Source organism: Actinoplanes sp. NPDC051405, from assembly GCF_055586185.1.
In genome coordinates, this window is sequence record NZ_JBVJIR010000001.1 from 781,287 (window position 1) to 798,253 (window position 16,967).

The following is a 16,967-nucleotide window of genomic DNA, read 5'->3' on the forward strand; positions in this document are numbered from 1 at the left end:
GAACGACGAACAGCACGATTCCCACCCCCTCCGTGATCGTCTGGCGCGTCTGCACCGACGGTACGGACGCCGCTACGGCCACGAAAGCGAATTCCGTGGCGCCCGCTACCGGGCCACCAACTAGGGTCGTCTCGTGACGGTTGACCCGCTTGTGCTGATGACCGATGTTGACCAGGCCACCGAGCGTCTGATCCGGACCGCGGAAGGGTTGGACGACAGCGCGATGAGCGCGCCGTCCGCGCTGCCGGGCTGGACCGTCGGTCACGTCCTGACCCACGTGGCCCGCAACGCCGACGCCTACACCAACCTGCTGACCTGGGCCCGCACCGGCGTGGAGACGCCGGCCTACGCGTCGCCGACGGCCCGGGCGGACGGCATCGACGCCGGCGCCGACCGGCCGGTGGCCGAGCAGATCGCCGACCTGCGCGAGGCCCACGAACGCCTCGCCGACGCGGCCGCGGCGATGCCGGCCGAGGCGTGGACGTTCTTCCTGGCCCCCACCGGCGCGTCCGCGGCCGCGGTGCCGTGGGCCAGGCTGCGCGAGGTGGAGGTGCACCACGTCGACCTGGGCCGCGGCTACACCCCCGAGGACTGGTCGGACGCGTTCGCGCTGCGGCTGCTGCGCGAGATCGTCACCAACATCCAGGACCTCGACCTGGTGCTGCGCCCGCAGGGCGTCGAGCACACGCTGACCATCGGCAACCCGGACGGCGCCCCGGAGATCAGCGGCCCGACCCGCTCGATCGCGGCGTGGCTGGCCGGCCGCGCCGACGGCAGCGACCTCACGGTGTCGCCGGACGGCGCACTGCCCGAGCCCCCGAGGTGGAAGTGACATGTCCTACACCGGAGACGTGACCCGCGGCGGCCGGCCGGCCGTACGCGAGCTCACCGGCCTGACCGTCCGCAAGGTGTCGGTGGGCCCGATGGACAACAACGCGTACCTGCTGACCTGCCGCGCCGACGGCACGCAGGTGCTGATCGACGCCGCGAACGACGCGGACACCCTGCTGGAGCTGGTCGGCCCGGCCGGCCTCGCGGCGGTCGTGACCACCCACCGCCACCCGGACCACACCGGTGCCCTCCAGCAGGTGGTCAAGGCCACCGGCGCGGAATCGATCGCCGGTGCCGACGACGCCGAGGCCATCCCGGTGGTGACCCGCACGGTCCGCGACGGCGACACCATCGCGGTGGGCGACTGCACCCTCGAGGTGATCCACGTGGTGGGGCACACGCCGGGCTCGATCGTGCTGCTCTACCGCGAGCCGGACGGCATCGCCCACCTGTGGACCGGCGACAGCCTGTTCCCGGGCGGCGTGGGCAACACCCGCGGCGACAAGAAGAACTTCGCGTCCCTGATCGGCGACGTGGAGACCAAGCTGTTCGACCGCCTGGGCGACGACACGTGGTTCTACCCGGGCCACGGCAAGGATTCGACCCTGGGCAAGGAACGCCCCCACCTGACCGAGTGGCGCGAGCGCGGCTGGTGAGGCTCAGAGGGCGGCGGTGACCTTGGCCGACTCCAGCGGCAGGGAGAACATCGGGTAGTCGTACGCGATCGCGTTGTCGTGTTCCTCCGCCGAGGTCGCCGCCGTGCAGTCGGTCAGGGTGATGACCCGGTAGCCTTTCTCGTACGCGCTGCGCATCGTGGACTCCACGCAGCAGTTGGTCAGGAAGCCGGCCAGGATCACCGTCGAGATGCCGCGCGAGCGCAGGATGAAGTCCAGGTTCGTGCTGGCGAACGTGTCCAGGCCACGTTTGCCCTCGATGAGGATGTCGCCCTCGGCCGGGGTCAGATCCTCGACGATCGCCGCGCCCCAGGTGCCCTTGACGAAGGCGTTGCCGTCCACGACTCCCTTGAGGATCCCGTACGGGTGCCGCGACAGCTCGCCGTAGCCGGGCGCGAACGTGATCGGCGCGTGCATGATCGTCACGCCGGCCGCGCGGGCCGCGTCGACCAGGGCGATCGTGTTGGCCAGCATCCCGGTCTTGTCCATCACCGGCGCGACGGCGTTGTGCAGCACGCCGCCCTCCGAGACGAACTCGTTCTGATACTCGATCAGCACGAGTGCCGTCGTGGCGGGGTCCAGCTGCAGCGGTTCGGACATCACAACTCCTGGTGTGCGGCGGGTCACATGGTGTCCATGCAAGCACTCCGGGCAGCCGCGGGCAATGCGCCGTCCGCCCACGGCTGAACCGTTCCCCCATCCGGTGCGCGCGTCCCTAGACTCGGAACACCCCTCGACGCGCGGAGGTCCGGTGACACCCGATCTGCGATGGCAACCTTCCAGTCCTCCTCCCCCACCCGAGCAGTGGCCGGGCGGCGGGCCCGGCCTCCCCGGCTGGCTCGAGGAACGCCTCTTCGACCAGCGCATCGTCATGATCCGAGGCCCGCTCACCGGGCAGGCCGCCTCGGGGATCGCCGCCGCCCTGCTCACCCTGGACGCGGCCGGGCCGGAGCCGATCCAGCTGCACGTGGCCAGCTCCGGCGGTGACCTGAACGCGGCGCACGCCGTCATCGACGTCATGGACGCCATGGCCGCGCCCGTGCACGCGGTGGTCACCTCCGAGGCCGGCGGGGCCGTGCTGGCGGTGCTGGCCGCCGCCGAGCGCCGCTCCGCGTACCGGCATGCCCGCTTCAAGCTGGCCGAGCCCCGCGCGGCCGGGGTCACCGGCACCGCCGACGAGGTGGCCGCGGCCGCCGGGCAGCACCTGCGTGAGCTGGAGGAGGTCGTGCTGCGCCTGGTCGCGGTGACCGGCCAGACCCGCAGCAGGATCGAGGACGACCTGTCCGCCGGGCGGGTGCTCAGCTCGGCCGAGGCGCGCGACTACGGCCTCATCGACGAGGTCGTCGGCAAAGAGGCATGAAAAACGGCGCGGGCCCCGATCGGGACCCGCGCCGTTTCCGTGCTTACGAGACTTACTCGGCGACCTTGACGCCCATCGAGCGCGCGGTGCCGGCGACGACCTTCACCGCGGCGTCGACGTCGTTCGCGTTCAGGTCGGGGAGCTTGCGCTCGGCGATCTGCTTGATCTGGTCGGCGCTGAGCGTGCCCACGGTCTGGGTCAGCGGGTTGGACGCGCCCGACTGGATGCCCAGAGCCTTGCGGATCAGGAAGCTCGTCGGCGGAGTCTTGTAGGTCAGCGTGTGGCTGCGGTCCTCGTAGACCGACACGACGACCGGGATGATCTCGCCACGCTGCTTCGACGTCGCCTCGTCGTACTCGACCTTGACGGCACGCATGTTGGCGCCGGTCGGGCCGAGCATCTTGCCGAGGTCGACCATCGCGGCGTTACCCGCCTCAAGCGCGAGGGTTACCTCATGGGTCTTCTTCTTGGGCGGCATTACGCAAAAGCTCCTTAGTGTGTGCTGCACGAACCTACATCAGGAGCTCGCCAGCATCATCAACGCACGACAACCCCGAGACCTTACTACCGCGCTCGAGAATGGGTCAAAGCGGCGGGCACAGTCTCGGGTTCCGCCGACTAGTGTAGCTCGACCCTTGCGGCGCCCGGCGACCCGGTCGGCTAGTAGCGGTCGCAGTAGCAGGACTTCATCAGCGAACGGGTGACGTCCACGTACTGCTCGTTGGGGAGCTCCTTGCGCGCGTACGCCTCGTCGACCGCCCCGCGGCCCATGTTGTAGCCCGCGATCACCATGTTGAGCAGGCACAGGCTGGAGTGGCTCTTGCACTTCTTGGTGCTCAGGTCGTACTTGCCCTTGAAGTACGAGTCCCCGAACGCCTTGGTCAGCCAGGCCAGGTAGTTGGCGCCGAGCACCGCGTTCTGCTTGTAGTCCTTGCTCGAGTACGACTTCTCGAAACGCTGGTTGATGAACGCCTCGGTGTCCGGCATCACCTGCATCAGGCCCCGGCCGCCGTCGCAGTTCACGTAGTTCGAGGTCCAGCCGCTCTCGTGCCAGGCGGTGACCAGGACCAGCCGGCTCGGCACCTTGAGCTGCGGCGCGGACCCCGGCCAGTACGTCTTGCCGGCCGCGGCTTTCAGAGCCGCCTTGGCCTTGGCCTTGGGCATCTCCTTGCCGTCGCGCTCGGCGCAGGCGGGCAGCTGGAAGTTGTTCGGATCCTCGGTCGGGGTCGCCTTGGGCTCGGCCGTGCTCTTCTTGGGCCTGGGCTTCGCCGTGGTCGGCTCCGGGCTGGGCTCCTCGTCCTCGAGCACCGGGTCGACGATGTTCTCCGGCACCGACGCCGTGGGCTGCGCCGCCACCGTGACCGGCTGCTTCTTCCCACCGCCGAGCCCGCAACCGCTCACCACCAGCAACCCGACCAGGGCCGCGACGAACAGGAGAAGCCTGCGGTTCATCGACGAAGTCCTTCCCGGTGCCTGGAGACGACGCCCGAACGCTAGCAGCGGTCCGCCGCCCGTGCCGCCCGACAAAATGCCCATCAGGGACGAGGTCCGACACCGGTTCCGGGTTGTGACCCCGGAGCGTCACCGCAACAAAGACCGGGGACAATGGTGATATGCAGACCCGCACCGACCTACGCAACGTCGCCATCATCGCCCACGTCGACCATGGCAAAACCACCCTGGTCGACGCCATGCTGCGCCAGGGGAGCCAGTCCCACGCACGGGGCGAGATGGCCGACCGCGCCATGGACTCCATGGACCTGGAGCGGGAAAAGGGCATCACCATTCTCGCCAAGAACACGGCGATCAGCTACAAGCCCGCCGACGGCGAGCCCGTCACGATCAACATCATCGACACCCCCGGCCACGCCGACTTCGGCGGTGAGGTCGAGCGCGGCCTCACCATGGTCGACGGCGTCGCCCTGCTCGTCGACGCCTCCGAAGGCCCGCTCCCGCAGACCCGCTTCGTGCTCCGCAAGGCGCTCCAGGCCAAGCTGCCGATCATCTTGATCATCAACAAGGTGGACCGGCCCGACGCCCGGATCAAGGAGGTCGTCGACGAGACGTACGAGCTCTTCCTCGACCTCGACGCCGACGAGCACCAGATCGAGTTCCCGATCGTCTACGCGTGCGCGCGCGACGGCATCGCCTCCCTGACCCAGCCGAAGGACGGCACGATCCCGGAGGACAGCACCGACCTCGAGGTGCTGTTCAGCACGATCCTGGACACCATCCCGGCCCCCACCTACACCGAGGGTGCGCCGCTGCAGGCGCACGTCGTCAACCTCGACGCCTCGAACTTCCTCGGCCGGCTCGCGCTGTGCCGGGTGCACGAGGGCACGATCCGCAAGGGCCAGACCGTGGCCTGGTGCAAGACCGACGGCACGATCAGCAACGTGCGCATCTCCGAGCTGCTGATCACCGAGGGCCTGGAGCGCAAGCCGGCCGAGAGCGCCGGCCCCGGCGACATCATGGCCGTCGCCGGCATCGCCGACATCATGATCGGCGAGACCCTGGCCGACGCGGAGAACCCGATCCCGCTGCCGCTGATCAGCGTCGACGAGCCGGCCATCTCCATGGTCCTGGGCACCAACACCTCGCCGCTGGTGGGCAAGGTCAAGGGCGGCAAGGTGACCGCCCGCATGGTCAAGGACCGCCTCGACCGCGAGATGATCGGTAACGTCTCGCTGCGCGTGCTGCCGACCGAGCGTCCCGACGCCTGGGAGGTGCAGGGCCGCGGCGAGCTGGCCCTGGCGATCCTGGTCGAGCAGATGCGCCGCGAGTCGTACGAGCTGACCGTCGGCAAGCCGCAGGTGGTCACCAAGACGATCGACGGCAAGATCCACGAGCCGGTCGAGCGCCTGACCATCGACGCCCCGGACGAGTACATGGGCGCCATCACCACGCTGCTGTCCACCCGCAAGGGCCGGATGGAAGAGCTGATCAACCACGGCACCGGCTGGCTGCGGATGGAGTGGCTGGTCCCGGCGCGCGGCCTGATCGGCTTCCGGACCGAGTTCCTCACCGAGACCCGCGGCACCGGCATCATGCACCACATCTTCGAGGACTACGAGCCGTGGTTCGGCGAGCTGCGCACCCGGCAGAACGGTTCGCTGGTGGCCGACCGGGCGGGTGTGGTGACCGCGTTCGCGATGACCAACCTGCAGGAGCGCGGCCAGCTCTTCGTCGAGCCGACCACCGAGGTCTACGAAGGCATGATCGTCGGCGAGAACTCCCGCCAGGACGACATGGACGTCAACATCACCAAGGAGAAGAAGCTGACGAACATGCGTCAGTCGACCTCCGACGAGACCGAGAAGCTGATCCCGCCGCGCAAGCTGTCGCTGGAGCAGGCCCTCGAGTTCTGCCGCGAGGACGAGTGCGTCGAGGTGACCCCGGCGGCCGTACGGATCCGCAAGGTCGTGCTCGACCAGCAGGTCCGCGGCCGGGCTGCGGCCCGCCGCAAGCACCAGGGCTGACGGACAGACAAAAAGCCGGGGGTACGCACAACGCGTACCCCCGGCTTTTGACTTGCTCAGGCCTTGATCAGTTCTTTCCTTTTGTCACGCGACGACTTGACCAGGCTCGCGACCGTGGCGATGCCCAGCGTGCCCAGGATGACCAGCAGCGACAGCCAGATCGGGATCTCCGGCGCCCAGTGCACGCCCTCGCCACCGTTGATGAAGCCGAGCGCGTTGGTGTGCAGCGCCTCGAGGAACAGCTTCACGCCGATGAACGCGAGCACGAACGCCAGCCCGATGTTGAGGTAGACCAGCCGCTCCAGCAGGCCACCGAGCAGGAAGTACAGCTGGCGCAGGCCCATCAGCGCGAAGACGTTCGCGGTGAAGACGAGGTACGGCTCCTTGGTGATGCCGAAGATCGCCGGGATCGAGTCGAGCGCGAAGATCAGGTCGGTGGTGCCGATCGCGATCATGACGATGAGCATCGGCGTGAACAGCCGCTTGCCGGCCTCGGTCACCACCGTCATCTTGCCGCTGTCGAACGACGAGGAGATGGGCAGCGCGCGCTTGCTCCACCGGATGAGCAGGTTCTCCTTGAAGTCCTCCTCGTCGTTCTCACCCTGCTTGAGCAGCGTGATGGCGGTGTAGACGAGGAACGCGCCGAAGATGTAGAAGACCCAGGAGAACTGCGCGATCAGCGCGGCGCCGGCGGCGATGAACGCGCCGCGCATGACGAGCGCCAGCACGATGCCGATGAGCAGCACCTTCTGCTGGAACTGCCGGGGCACCGCGAAGCGCGCCATGATGATCACGAAGACGAAGAGGTTGTCGACCGAGAGGCTGTATTCGGTCAGCCAGCCCGTGTAGAACTCGCCGGCGGCCTGACCACCCCAGACGACCCACACGGCCACCCCGAAGGCGAGAGCCAGCGTGACGTAGAAGGCGACCCAGCCGCCGGCCTCGCGCATGCTGGGCTCGTGCGGTCGCCGGCCGACGATCAGCAGATCAACGGCAAGGACAACGACCAGGGCAACGAGGGTGACGACCCAGACCCAGGCGGAAACATTCAACGGGAACCTCCGGCAGACACGGTTCATCCCTGCTCCCGCCCCGGAATGAAGCGGTCACAACGACGTGCGACTGTCGGAGGTCTCTTCCGCCGGCGCCCGGCTGGGCGACGACCGCCGGCCCCGGGCTCACCTCAAAGGGTGAAGACCGTGTTGACGAGACCGGCGCAGAGGAATACTCCCCTCCTACGCCGCCATTGTGTCGCATCGGTGGTCCGATTCGCACATCGCCCCGGCTATCCGTGTCGAGGCTCTCGCTATCTTTTCCCCGCGAACCGGACACACCCCTGCACCTGCCGACGTTTCAGACACCCACCACAGCCTCTACCGCATCCTAGGAGGCTAGTTCTCCTGCTGTGGCATGCTGCGGAGCATGATTCTCGAAGTCGCCTTGATCGACGTCTCACCCGGCCAGGAAGAAAAGTTCACCGCGGCGTACCGGAAAGCCCACCCGATCCTGGCGGGCACGGAAGGCTGCCACTCGGTCCGGATGACCCACGGCGTGGAATCGCCGTCCCGCTTCGTCCTGCTGGTGGAGTGGGAGTCGATCGAGGCCCACGAGGAGAACTTCCGCAACTCGGACCGCTTCACCCAGTGGCGGACGCTGATCGGCCCGTACTTCGCCAAGCCGCCGCTGGTCGAACACTTCAACGACGTGGCGCCGGCCTAGCCGAGCTGGTAGCGCGCCCGCCGTCCCCGGTGCTCGAAGCCGAGCTTGCGGTAGAGCCGTACCGCCGGGTTGTCGACGTTGACGTCCAGCCACGCGTGGGTCGCGCCGTCCGCGCGCATCCGCCGCAGCGCCTCCGCGACGAGCGCTCCCCCGAGCCCGCGGCCGCGGGCGGCGGGCGCGACCCCGACCTGCACGATCCAGTCGACCGCGGCGGTGACGAACCCGGCGTCGCCCAGGTCGGGCAGGGCCGCCAACACGGACCACTGCGGCCGGAAGTCGTCGTCCTCGGTGAGATCGGCGATCCACTCGTCGGCGGTCCATCCCGGGAAGCCGGGCCGGTCCCGGAAAGCGGCCGTGTAGACGTCGTGAAAGCGCGGCGCAAGCGCTTCGGACCAAGCGGCAAGCTGAGTGCCGGCCGGCCAGGACGCATCCGGTACGCCGTCAGCAAAGTCGATGCGCATGACGTCCTCGGCGAAGACCTGCCGGAGTCCGCGGGCTGCGAAAAGCTCCTCGGCCGGGCCGGTCAACGACTCGGTCTCGACGGTGACGGGCTGATCCCGGTCGAGGCCCCAGGTGAGCAGGTGGGAGCCGATCCCCCGGCCCCGGACGTCGGGGTCGACCAGGCCGCAGAAGGTGACGCCACCGGTCCCGGGCGTGGGGCGTGCGGCACCGGCGGCTACGAGGCGGCCGTCGTGGTCTCGGCCCTGGATGGTGGTGGTGCCGGGGGCTTGCCATCGTCGGCGCAGGAAGGCTGGGTCGGCGGCAAGCGGGAGTCCGCCGTCGGCGGCTAGACAGCGCGCGGCCAGCGAGACGAGTGCATCCTCGTCGTCGAACGGCAGGGGCGCCCAGGTGACCATCGTTGACACGGGCGCCAGCGTAGGGAACGCCTGGCTCGCGCCCCACCGAATTCCTCGCCGCGGTCTCTGGCGGCACGATGAGTTCGGCTGTGAACGGGCCGCAATCCGGCTGGCGATGGGCGTCGCAGCCGCCAGGCATTCTGAGGCGGGCACCAATCGTCGCGCACCGCGAGTCGGGCAGTGGCCCGACCAGCAGCAGCCGCCCGCGACTCCAGGACGGGCAGCGGGCGGACAACGGCCCGGAGCGGGCAACGCCCGGAGCGGCCAGCGCCCGGAGCGGCCAGCGCCCGGGAAGGCGCCAGCGGCCCGGAACGGGCAACGCCCGGGAAAGCGCCAGCAGCCCGCAACGGGCAACGCCCGGGAAAGCGCCAGCAGCCCGCAACGGGCAACGCCCGGGAAAGCGCCAGCAGCCCGCAACGGGCAACACCCGTGAAAGCGCCGCGCGGCAATCAGCGGAGCTGGTCGAGCACCGCCAGGTTGTCCGCCGCCACCCACACCCGGGCGATCCGGCCCGCCTCCAGCTCGTAGACCGCGAACTCCCGCGTCGAAATCCTGCGCCCCGTCGGCGCCACCCCCAGAAACTCACCCCGGTGAGTCCCGGTATCCACGAAGTGCGCCGCGATCCTGTCGCCGTCGATCAGCAGACCGCGGACCTCCCAGCGGTAGTCGGGAAACGCCCGGACCACCTCACGCAGACCCGCCACGTACGCCGTCAGGCCCTGCGGCTGGTCGTTGACCAGGACGTCCTCGGCCACGAACCCGGACAGGCGATCGAAGGCGTGGGCGTTGCAGGCCGCGTTGTACTCGCGGTAGAACGCCTCCGCCTCCGATCGCTGCATGGTCCTCAGCGCACCCCGGTCATGTCCATGCCGCGGAGCTCCTTCTTCAGCTCCTGGACCTCGTCGCGGATCCGGGCCGCCAGCTCGAACTGCAGCTCGCGGGCCGCGGCCAGCATCTGGTCGTTGAGGTCCTGGATCAGCTGGGCGAGCTCCGCCCGGGCCATGCCCTCGCGGGCCGGCACCGAGCTCGCGCGGGCCTTCGACCGGGTCTCCGGCACCGGGCCCTTGCCGCGTGACATCTGCCGGCCGCCACCGCCCACCAGCTGACCGCCGACCGCCGCGTCGGTGTCCTCGGCCTCGCGGTAGATGTCGTCCAGGATGTCGTGGATCTTCTTGCGCAGCGGCTCCGGGCTGATGCCGTTCGCCTTGTTGTGGGCGACCTGCTTCTCCCGGCGGCGGTCGGTCTCCTCGATCGCGTCGCGCATGGACGGGGTCATCTTGTCGGCGTACATGTGGACCTCGCCGGAGACGTTGCGGGCCGCGCGGCCGATCGTCTGGATCAGGGAGCGGCCACTGCGCAGGAAGCCCTCCTTGTCCGCGTCGAGGATCGCCACCAGCGACACCTCGGGCAGGTCGAGGCCCTCGCGGAGCAGGTTGATGCCGACCAGTACGTCGTAGTCGCCCTTGCGCAGCTCCTTGAGCAGCTCGACGCGGCGCAGCGTGTCGACCTCGGAGTGCAGGTAGCGGACCCGGATGCCGTTCTCCAGCAGGTAGTCGGTGAGGTCCTCGGCCATCTTCTTGGTCAGCGTGGTGACCAGGACCCGCTCGTCCTTCTCGGTGCGCAGCTTGATCTCGTGCATCAGGTCGTCGATCTGGCCCTTGGTCGGCTTCACCACCACCTGCGGGTCGACCAGGCCGGTCGGCCGGATGATCTGCTCGACGAACTCGCCCTGGGCCTGGCCCATCTCCCACGGGCCGGGCGTCGCGGACAGGAACACCATCTGCCCGACCCGCTCGAGGAACTCGTCGAAGCGCAGCGGCCGGTTGTCGGCGGCACTGGGCAGCCGGAAGCCGTGCTCGATCAGGATGCGCTTGCGGGAGGCGTCGCCCTCGTACATGCCGCCGATCTGCGGGATCGTCACGTGCGACTCGTCGATGACGGTGAGGTAGTCGTCCGGGAAGTAGTCCAGCAAGGTGTGCGACGGCTCGCCGGGCGACCGGCCGTCCATGTGCATGGAGTAGTTCTCGATGCCGTTGCAGAAGCCGACCTGGCGCATCATCTCGATGTCGTAGGTCGTGCGCATCCGCAGCCGCTGCGACTCCAGGAGCTTGCCCTGGCGTTCCAGCTCGGCGAGCCGCTCGGCCAACTCGGCCTCGATGTCGCGGATCGCCCGCTCCATCCGCTCCGGGCCGGCCGCGTAGTGCGTCGCCGGGAAGATGATCAGCTCGTCGACCTCGCGGACGATGTCGCCGGTCAGCGGGTGCAGATAGTAGAGCTTCTCGATCTCGTCGCCGAACAGCTCGACGCGGACCGCCAGCTCCTCGTAGGCCGGGATGATCTCCAAGGTGTCCCCCCGGACCCGGAAGGTGCCCCGCTGGAAAGCCATGTCGTTGCGGGCGTACCGGATGTCGACCAGGCGGCGCAGCAGCTTGTCGCGGTCCCACTCCTGGCCGACCTTGATCTTGACCGCCTGCTCGACGTACTCCTGCGGGGTGCCGAGGCCGTAGATCGCGCTCACGGTCGCCACCACGATCACGTCGCGCCGGGTGAGCAGGGACATGGTGGCCGAGTGCCGCAGCCGCTCGACCTCCTCGTTGACCGACGAGTCCTTCTCGATGTAGGTGTCGGACTGGGCGATGTACGCCTCGGGTTGGTAGTAGTCGTAGTAACTGACGAAGTATTCGACCGCGTTATTGGGCATCAGCTCGCGGAACTCCTTGGCGAGCTGGGCGCACAGGGTCTTGTTGGGGGCCATCACCAGCGCCGGCCGCTGCAGCTTCTCGATGAGCCAGGCGGTGGTGGCGCTCTTGCCGGTGCCGGTCGCGCCGAGCAGCACCGTGTTGCGGTCGCCGCGGCGCACCCGGCGCTCCAGCTCGGCGATGGCCGTGGGCTGGTCACCGGCGGGTTTGTAGTCGCTGACGACCTCGAAGCGGCCGTCGAGTCGTGGGATGTCGAGCGCCATGCAGACCACCGTACGTCGCGGGTGTGACAAGTTTCCGCGGGCGCCGGGTGACCCTGTTCGCAGAGTGCACATTCGGCCCCGGGAAACGGCATTGTCCTGCGTTCACCTGCGGCTATACGGTGATCGGGTAGGCCGCTCGCGGCGGCCGTCCGGCCCGGTCCGGCACCATCACACGGTGCGCCCGGGCCGGCCCGTGGATTGCTGCCCCGGCTCGTCCGGCGCGCGCATCCGCGATGGTCGCGCAACCGCGCGAACCGGCCGCCGCGAGCGCCCCTTACTGTCCGGACCGGCGGCGACCCGTCCGGACGCCGCCGCTCTACTCAAAGGCCGGCGACCCATCCGGACGCCGCCGGGCCGGGCCGGGAGAATCGGCCGGCCGCTAGGACCTCGGCGGCTGCCAGCCGCTCGACTGTGCCCAGGCGTCGGCCGCGGCCGCCTCCGCGTCGAACCAGGGCTCCTTCGCCTCCGCGTAGCCCTCCACGTCCCGGTGCTGCGCCGCCCACTCCTGCTTGGCCTGCGCATATGCGTCCCGGGCGGCCGGCACCGCGCGCAGGTGATCCCGCATCAGCAGCGCGAACCGCCAGCCCGGCGAGCCCGTCACCCGTACGTGCAGATTGACCGGCCGTCCCGGGTCGGCGCTGCCGTGCAACCGCTTCGGCCAGGTCCGGCCGGGCACGCCGCGGGCGTTGTCGTACCAGTCGCCCGCCCGCCGCGGCAGGCCCGCGGCCCCGAGCGCCGCGGCGAGCCGGTCGGCCTCGGCCAGGGTCGGCACGGCCAGCATGAGATCCAGCAGGTCCTTCGCGGGCAGGCCGGGCACGGCCGTCGATCCGATGTGCGCGACGTCGGCGGCGCCGCCGAGCTGCGGCGCCAGGGCGTGCCGGATCCGGTCGATCACCCGCTGCGCCTGCCGGGGCCAGGTCGGATCCGGGGGTACGACGCGGAGCACTCCATCGGCCGGGGCATGGCGGCCGAGTCGCAGATTCTTCTCGTACGGGCGCAGCCGGTCCTGCCACAGGCGCTCGACCCGCGCGTCCAGCTCGTCGAGACCACCGTCGTTGGTCAGCACCACGTCAGCGGCGTCGCGCCGGACGGCGTCGTCGGCCTGCGCGGCGATCCGGGAGGCGGCCTGCTCGGCGCTCATGCCACGGCTCTCCACCAGCCGCCGGACCCGGGTCTCCCGGTCCGCGTCGACCACGACAACCAGGTGGTACGACGCCGCCAGCCCCGTCTCGACCAGCAGCGGGACGTCGTTGACCACGATCGCGTCCGGGGCGGCGGCCGCGGTCAGTTCCGCCGTACGGGCGCGTACCCGGGGGTGAATGATGCTCTCGAGGCGGCGCCGGGCCGCTTCGTCGCCGAAGACCCGCGCGCCCAGCGCCGGCCGGTCGAGCTCGCCGTCCGGGCCGAGCACCGCCGGGCCGAAGGCCTCGATGACCGCGGCCTGGCCGTCCGTGCCGGCCGCGACCACCTCGCGAGCCAGCCGGTCGGCGTCGATGAGCACCGCGCCGCGGGCGACCAGGCGCTGGGCGACGGCGCTCTTGCCCGCGCCGATTCCTCCGGTGAGACCGACCTTCAACACCGGGCAAGTATGCCGAAGGGCCGCCCGCGACCGAAATCGCGGACGGCCCTGCGGACCGATCAACTAGCTAGCGTGCCAGGCGCTGAACCTCAGGCCTTGCCGCCGGCGAGCTTCTCGCGCAGAGCGGCGAGCGCCTCGTCGGTGGCCAGCGTGCCGGCCGGCTCCTCCGCCGCACGCGCCGGGCCCGCGGTGGAGCTCGTCGACGTGGTGGAGGTGGAGGTGGACGACGAGGTGGTCACGCCACCGGCCGGAGCCGGGTTGAGCGCGGCCTCGGCGTCGGCCTCGCGGGACGCCTGCACCTGCTTGGTGTGGGCCTCCCAGCGCTCGCGAGCGTCGGCGTACTGCTTCTCCCACGCCTCGCGCTGCTTGTCGAAGCCCTCGAGCCACTCACCCGTCTCGGGGTCGAAGCCCTCCGGGTAGATGTAGTTGCCCTCGTTGTCGTACGTCGCCGCCATGCCGTAGAGGGTCGGGTCGAAGTGCTCCTCGCCCTCGACGAAGTTCTCGTTCGCCTGCTTGAGCGACAGCGAGATCCGGCGACGCTCGAGGTCGATGTCGATGACCTTGACCATGACGTCGGAGCCCACCTGGACGACCTGCTCGGGCAGCTCGACGTGCCGCTCGGCCAGCTCGGAGATGTGCACCAGGCCCTCGATGCCGTCGTCCACGCGGACGAACGCACCGAACGGAACCAGCTTGGTGACCTTGCCCGGCACGATCTGGTTGATCGCGTGGGTGCGGGCGAACTGGCGCCACGGGTCTTCCTGGGTCGCCTTCAGCGACAGCGAGACGCGCTCGCGGTCCAGGTCGACGTCGAGCACTTCGACCTCGACCTCCTGGCCGACCTCGACGACCTCGGACGGGTGGTCGATGTGCTTCCAGGAGAGCTCGGAGACGTGCACGAGGCCGTCCACGCCACCCAGGTCCACGAAGGCACCGAAGTTGACGATGGAGGACACGACGCCCTTGCGGACCTGGCCCTTCTGCAGCTTGTTGAGGAACTCGGTGCGAACCTCGGACTGCGTCTGCTCGAGCCAGGCCCGGCGGGACAGGACCACGTTGTTGCGGTTCTTGTCCAGCTCGATGATCTTGGCTTCGAGCTCGCGGCCCACGTACGGCTGCAGGTCGCGCACGCGGCGCATCTCGACCAGCGAGGCCGGGAGGAAGCCGCGGAGACCGATGTCGAGGATGAGGCCGCCCTTGACGACCTCGATGACGGAGCCGCGCACGACGCCGTCGTCCTCCTTGATCTTCTCGATCGTGCCCCACGCGCGCTCGTACTGCGCACGCTTCTTCGAGAGGATCAGGCGACCTTCCTTGTCCTCCTTGGTGAGGACGAGGGCTTCGATGTGGTCACCGACCGACACCACTTCCGCGGGGTCCACGTCATGCTTGATCGACAACTCGCGCGAGGGGATGACGCCCTCGGTCTTGTAGCCGATGTCGAGCAGGACCTCGTCCCGATCGACCTTGACGACGGTGCCTTCGACAATGTCGCCGTCGTTGAAGTACTTGATGGTCTCGTCGATGGCTGCGAGGAATGCTTCCTCCGAGCCGAGATCGTCGACGGTGACCTTGTTGGCGCTCGAGGTGGCCTCGATGCTGCTCGTCATGTGGACTGTTGCTCCGAACGGATGGTGTCGTGGTGTCTCTCTCGCCCTCACGGAACTGACGGCGGACACAGCACGAACATCCGGTGATCACGACAACTGGAGTCAGATCAAGCGAGCAGGATCATGCTGGGACCGACGACTTGCGGAACCTGCTCCCTGCCGAGGCACACGATCCGCGAGTGCATCGACTAGCTTACCGTGCGCATTACCACAGGTTGCAAGGCCTCCTGATGACCGAGGCACATTGTTCCCGCGGAACCGCTCTGAGCGGCCTTTTTGTGGCGTTTTGAGCGCTCGGGGAGCGGTCTTGAAGCCTCGGACGGGAAGTGTCGTACGGTCCCCGTACCGTTTGGGCGTGATCGAAGCGCAACCAACCGCCGTGGCCGGCACCCTGCGCCGGGCGGTGACCGATGCGGAGAGCCGGGTCGCCAGCCGGCACTGGTGGGACCTGGACGCGGACGACTACCAGGACGAGCACGGCAAGTTCCTGGGCGACGTGGATTTCGTCTGGTGCCCGGAGGGCCTGCGGGAGGCCGACGCGCGCCTGCTCGGCGAGGTGCGCGGCAAACGGATCCTGGAGCTGGGCGCGGGAGCGGCGGCCGGCGCCCGCTGGCTGGACGGACAAGGTGCCGACGCGGTCGCGTTGGACCTGTCGGCGGGCATGCTGCGGCACGCCCGCGAGGCGGCCGAGCGCTCAGGGGTACGGGTGCCGCTGGTCCAGGCCGACGCGCTGGCCCTGCCGTTCGCCACGTCCTCGTTCGACGTGGTCTGCACGGCGTTCGGCGCGATCCCGTTCGTGGCCGACTCGGGCGCGGTGATGCGCGAGGTGGCCCGGGTGCTGAAGCCGGGCGGAAAATGGGTGTTCTCGCTCACCCACCCGATGCGATGGATCTTCCTCGACGAACCGGGCGAGGACGGCCTGCTGGCCGTGCACCCGTATTTCGACCGCCGGCCGTACGTGGAACAGGACGCCGACGGCGTGCCAACTTATGTTGAGCAGCACCGCACCCTGGGCGACCGGATCCGCGAGCTGGTCGCGGCCGGCTTCGTGCTGACGGACCTGGTCGAGCCGGAATGGCCGGAGGGCCACGACCAGATCTGGGGCCAGTGGAGCCCGCTGCGCGGCAGGCTGTTCCCGGGCACCGCGATCTTCGTGAGTTACTTGCCCTCCTAGCCGGGTATCCGCAGCTCATGGCACATGACGAGAACCTCAGCAAGGGCGACCACGTGTCGTGGAGCAGCCACGGTCAGAAGGTCGAGGGCGAGGTCGAGCAGAAGATCACCAAGCGCACGGAAGCGGCGGGCCGCACGGTCGACGCGTCGAAGGACGACCCGCAGTACAAGGTCAAGAGCGACAAGACCGGCCGCGAAGCGGTGCACAAGCCGGGGGCGCTGCACCGTGACTGACGTGTACGAGGACTTCCGCGCGGCGGTGAACATGACGGCCGGCGAGCTGGAGAAGTGGCTGAAGACGGAAGAGTCGCGCGAGGTCGGCCAGAAGAAGTCGGAGAACGCGGAATCGGTGGGCCACGACTCGGGCCGGAAGATCATCAAGCTGCTGCACACCCGCAAGGGCGACCTGACGGAGGAGGACGAGGCCCACATGCGCAAGGTGGCCGGGTACGTCCACCGGCACCTGGCCCAGCGCCCGAACGGCGACATCAAGGAAACGAAGTGGCGGTACTCGTTGATGAACTGGGGCCACGACCCGTTGAAGAAGTAGACCCAAGGGTCCGCCTCGTCGCGGGTGCCGGCCGGCCGATCGCACGCTTGCGGAGCCATCGCACGCTTGCGGAGCCATCGCACGCTTGCGGAGCCATCGCACGCTTGCGGAGCCATCGCACGCTTGCGGAGCCATCGCACGCTTGCGGAGCCATCGCACGCTTGCGGAGCCAT

At 69.3% G+C, this 16,967-nt stretch carries 17 protein-coding genes; 8 read left to right on the top strand and 9 right to left on the bottom strand.

Going from position 1 to position 16,967, the window contains the following annotated elements:
• The first annotated feature begins 133 nt into the window (after nucleotides 1-133).
• On the top strand, nucleotides 134-832 hold the full coding sequence (locus tag ACZ6S4_RS03625; RefSeq protein ID WP_433726845.1) for a maleylpyruvate isomerase family mycothiol-dependent enzyme: 699 nt from the start codon (nucleotides 134-136) through the stop codon (nucleotides 830-832).
• 1 nt (nucleotide 833) lies between these two features.
• Nucleotides 834-1,487, top strand: a complete 654-nt coding sequence (locus ACZ6S4_RS03630; protein WP_465473369.1) for an MBL fold metallo-hydrolase — start codon at nucleotides 834-836, stop codon at nucleotides 1,485-1,487.
• Nucleotides 1,488-1,490: 3 nt separating this feature from the next.
• Here ACZ6S4_RS03630 and ACZ6S4_RS03635 read toward each other — a convergent pair whose 3' ends face one another.
• On the bottom strand, nucleotides 1,491-2,105 hold the full coding sequence (locus ACZ6S4_RS03635; protein WP_465473370.1) for a cysteine hydrolase family protein: 615 nt from the start codon (nucleotides 2,103-2,105) through the stop codon (nucleotides 1,491-1,493).
• 151 nt (nucleotides 2,106-2,256) lie between these two features.
• Between ACZ6S4_RS03635 and ACZ6S4_RS03640 the strand changes: the two genes are divergently transcribed.
• Entirely contained in the window at nucleotides 2,257-2,865 is a 609-nt protein-coding gene (locus tag ACZ6S4_RS03640) for an ATP-dependent Clp protease proteolytic subunit (RefSeq protein ID WP_465473371.1), read from the top strand.
• A gap of 52 nt (nucleotides 2,866-2,917) precedes the next feature.
• Here ACZ6S4_RS03640 and ACZ6S4_RS03645 read toward each other — a convergent pair whose 3' ends face one another.
• Nucleotides 2,918-3,343 (bottom strand): uL11 family ribosomal protein, encoded by a 426-nt coding sequence (locus ACZ6S4_RS03645; RefSeq protein ID WP_212993075.1) that lies wholly within the window; start codon nucleotides 3,341-3,343, stop codon nucleotides 2,918-2,920.
• 182 nt (nucleotides 3,344-3,525) lie between these two features.
• Nucleotides 3,526-4,317 (bottom strand): transglycosylase SLT domain-containing protein, encoded by a 792-nt coding sequence (locus tag ACZ6S4_RS03650; protein ID WP_465473372.1) that lies wholly within the window; start codon nucleotides 4,315-4,317, stop codon nucleotides 3,526-3,528.
• Nucleotides 4,318-4,478: 161 nt separating this feature from the next.
• On the opposite strand from ACZ6S4_RS03650, the gene typA reads away from it, so the two are divergent.
• Nucleotides 4,479-6,344 carry a translational GTPase TypA gene (typA, locus tag ACZ6S4_RS03655; protein ID WP_360819459.1) on the top strand — a complete coding sequence of 622 codons (1,866 nt, stop codon included), beginning with the start codon at nucleotides 4,479-4,481 and terminating at the stop codon, nucleotides 6,342-6,344.
• A gap of 56 nt (nucleotides 6,345-6,400) precedes the next feature.
• On the opposite strand, the gene ACZ6S4_RS03660 is transcribed toward typA, so the two are convergent.
• Nucleotides 6,401-7,396 (bottom strand): TerC family protein, encoded by a 996-nt coding sequence (locus ACZ6S4_RS03660; protein WP_465473373.1) that lies wholly within the window; start codon nucleotides 7,394-7,396, stop codon nucleotides 6,401-6,403.
• Nucleotides 7,397-7,766: 370 nt separating this feature from the next.
• Between ACZ6S4_RS03660 and ACZ6S4_RS03665 the strand changes: the two genes are divergently transcribed.
• Nucleotides 7,767-8,063 carry an antibiotic biosynthesis monooxygenase family protein gene (locus tag ACZ6S4_RS03665; RefSeq protein ID WP_465473374.1) on the top strand — a complete coding sequence of 99 codons (297 nt, stop codon included), beginning with the start codon at nucleotides 7,767-7,769 and terminating at the stop codon, nucleotides 8,061-8,063.
• On the opposite strand, the gene ACZ6S4_RS03670 is transcribed toward ACZ6S4_RS03665, so the two are convergent.
• The 5 genes from ACZ6S4_RS03670 to rpsA form a co-directional block, all read right to left on the bottom strand.
• A complete protein-coding gene (locus tag ACZ6S4_RS03670; protein WP_465473494.1) occupies nucleotides 8,060-8,920 on the bottom strand; it encodes a GNAT family N-acetyltransferase in 861 nt (286 codons plus the stop codon). The genes ACZ6S4_RS03665 and ACZ6S4_RS03670 overlap by 4 nt on opposite strands.
• Before the next feature lie 449 nt (nucleotides 8,921-9,369).
• Nucleotides 9,370-9,759, bottom strand: a complete 390-nt coding sequence (locus ACZ6S4_RS03675; RefSeq protein ID WP_465473375.1) for an ester cyclase — start codon at nucleotides 9,757-9,759, stop codon at nucleotides 9,370-9,372.
• A 5-nt stretch (nucleotides 9,760-9,764) separates the two neighbouring features.
• Entirely contained in the window at nucleotides 9,765-11,882 is a 2,118-nt protein-coding gene (gene uvrB, locus ACZ6S4_RS03680) for an excinuclease ABC subunit UvrB (protein ID WP_465473376.1), read from the bottom strand.
• 379 nt (nucleotides 11,883-12,261) lie between these two features.
• Nucleotides 12,262-13,461: a dephospho-CoA kinase gene (gene coaE, locus ACZ6S4_RS03685; RefSeq protein WP_465473377.1), complete on the bottom strand. Its 1,200-nt coding sequence runs from the start codon at nucleotides 13,459-13,461 to the stop codon at nucleotides 12,262-12,264.
• A gap of 89 nt (nucleotides 13,462-13,550) precedes the next feature.
• Complete coding sequence (gene rpsA, locus ACZ6S4_RS03690) at nucleotides 13,551-15,071, bottom strand: 30S ribosomal protein S1 (RefSeq protein ID WP_465473378.1); 1,521 nt, start codon at nucleotides 15,069-15,071, stop codon at nucleotides 13,551-13,553.
• Between the two features lie 355 nt (nucleotides 15,072-15,426).
• Here rpsA and ACZ6S4_RS03695 point away from each other — a divergent pair, with 355 nt between their 5' ends.
• From ACZ6S4_RS03695 to ACZ6S4_RS03705, 3 genes are read left to right on the top strand one after another with little or no spacing between them, the layout of a single operon-like run.
• The gene (locus ACZ6S4_RS03695; protein ID WP_465473379.1) at nucleotides 15,427-16,245 is read left to right on the top strand and encodes a class I SAM-dependent methyltransferase; all 819 of its coding nucleotides are present in this window, start codon (nucleotides 15,427-15,429) and stop codon (nucleotides 16,243-16,245) included.
• A 17-nt stretch (nucleotides 16,246-16,262) separates the two neighbouring features.
• On the top strand, nucleotides 16,263-16,478 hold the full coding sequence (locus ACZ6S4_RS03700) for a hypervirulence associated TUDOR domain-containing protein (RefSeq protein ID WP_360547849.1): 216 nt from the start codon (nucleotides 16,263-16,265) through the stop codon (nucleotides 16,476-16,478).
• Nucleotides 16,471-16,794, top strand: a complete 324-nt coding sequence (locus tag ACZ6S4_RS03705) for a DUF3140 domain-containing protein (protein WP_465473380.1) — start codon at nucleotides 16,471-16,473, stop codon at nucleotides 16,792-16,794. Before ACZ6S4_RS03700 ends, ACZ6S4_RS03705 begins: the two co-directional genes overlap by 8 nt.
• Nucleotides 16,795-16,967 lie beyond the last annotated feature (173 nt).